At 56.5% G+C, this 1629-nt stretch carries 2 pseudogenes; both read left to right on the top strand.

The window, feature by feature from the left end:
• Positions 1-132: 132 nt before the first annotated feature.
• A pseudogene (locus GGD50_RS33210) lies at positions 133-231 on the top strand (VapC toxin family PIN domain ribonuclease); the annotation flags it as partial.
• Between the two features lie 642 nt (positions 232-873).
• Positions 874-1209 (top strand): annotated as a pseudogene (locus GGD50_RS32500) (group II intron reverse transcriptase/maturase); the annotation flags it as partial.
• Between the last annotated feature and the right edge of the window lie 420 nt (positions 1210-1629).

The following is a 1629-nucleotide window of genomic DNA, read 5'->3' as shown; positions in this document are numbered from 1 at the left end:
CAAGTGGCTCAGACCATGGGTTCGATATGAAATCGGAAGGATGCAAACTATGAACCAGTGATTGATCTTGACGGCGAAATCCTCATGTGAGCTTTGAGACTATATGATCGACGCCTTACTCCGCAGCCTGCTGCCGCGACAGCGCTGGTTCACGGTTTAACGGTGGTCACACGGAATGTTCAAGATTTCGATGGTACCGGCGTGATCCTCGTCGATCCATGGCGCGAATAACATCGGGTGCGCGCTTCGCGAGCCGATGTCTTTTTCGGGGAATTCCTGGGATCGCCTCAGCCACTTTGCTAGGATACTAAGGGTCGAAGGTCGTTTCCATTCAAGAGCTTGAATGGCAAAAAAAGTTTGCGACCCCTGTTTGTGTAAGGTACCGCGAGGAGATGTCCCAGCATGGCTGCCCTCCAGATGCACGAGACAAGCTGCAGCGCATGTTATTCGCGAGCGGCCAAACTAGCTAGTGCCCGTCCAAAGTGTGCTGCAGCAAGCAGGCCGGGGCAGGTAGGCATCCGGAAGATGAGCGCAAGCAAACCCTTCGATGACGCGTCGTTATCACTCTTTGATGCCACTAAAACCAAGGGCGTTTGGATCTCTTGGGACAAGTCGGTCGGGAGCCTGATGACTGGGCCGACAGTGGACGGCGTATAGGGGGCGTGAGTTGGACACAGGCTTTTGCGCGGAACTGCAGGAACCAGCTTGCTGACGCCAAGGGAGAAGTACAAGCGGCCGAAAGCCGCAAGGCGAGAGTACCGATACAGGAGGCTGGGGCGGACCGACCCGTAGTAGTGATGAAAGCGCTGTAATGGCGGTGGAGCGAAGGGGTCGGGTCAGGTGGTCGTATCTTTTGAAACAACTGGAGACAGGATGACGTCGACGGATGCGACAGACAAGCCGTTTATGATCGATAAGCGGCTGGTGTACGAAGCCTACAAAGCGGTCAAATCCAATGGTGGTGCGGCCGGCGTGGACGGGCAGACGATCGAGGCATTCGAAGCCGACCTGAGGAGGAACCTTTACAGGATCTGGAACAGGATGAGCTCGGGAAGCTACTTTCCGCCACCGGTGCGCGCCGTCCCCATTCCCAAGAAGACTGGAGGCCAGCGGATTTTGGGTGTGCCCACCGTGAGCGACAGAATCGCGCAGATGGTGGTCAAGCGGCTCATCGAACCGGAACTCGATCAGATCTTCAAACCGGACACGCGCCCGAAGAACTGCAGCGTGCGCATGGGGACTATGATTTGCTGTTCCGGCAACTTCTGGAGGCAAGCGCTTCGTATTTCAGACCTTCGCCGTGGTCGACGGTTTCTTCCCCGATAGTCCGACAGAGGCTGACGGCTTGCCGACTACCGGTTCCCCCCATTCCGTGAACGATGCTGATGAGCGGATAGAGAGTGGTTTGATTCCAACACTTGGTGCCCACGTCTGACGGCCGCGATGATGTCGTCAGGGTCTGCTTTCCAGACGAACGGCTTAGGTTCTTCGTTGTGCTCTCTTTCACCGGCTACGCGTGGGAACGATAACCCCGCCCCGCCGGGAGGTGGGCTCGAGCGTGTTTCAGGTTTTCGAGGGAGCAGGCACTGTTGTGCTGAACAATATCGAAAGCAAGCTTAATAAGGGCGA

Source organism: Martinezella paranaensis (assembly GCF_014200235.1).
Taxonomy (GTDB): Bacteria; Pseudomonadota; Alphaproteobacteria; order Rhizobiales; family Rhizobiaceae; genus Rhizobium; species Rhizobium paranaense.
The sequence above is the reverse complement of the archived record's forward strand: the minus strand, read 5'-3'. Positions and strand labels throughout refer to the sequence as shown.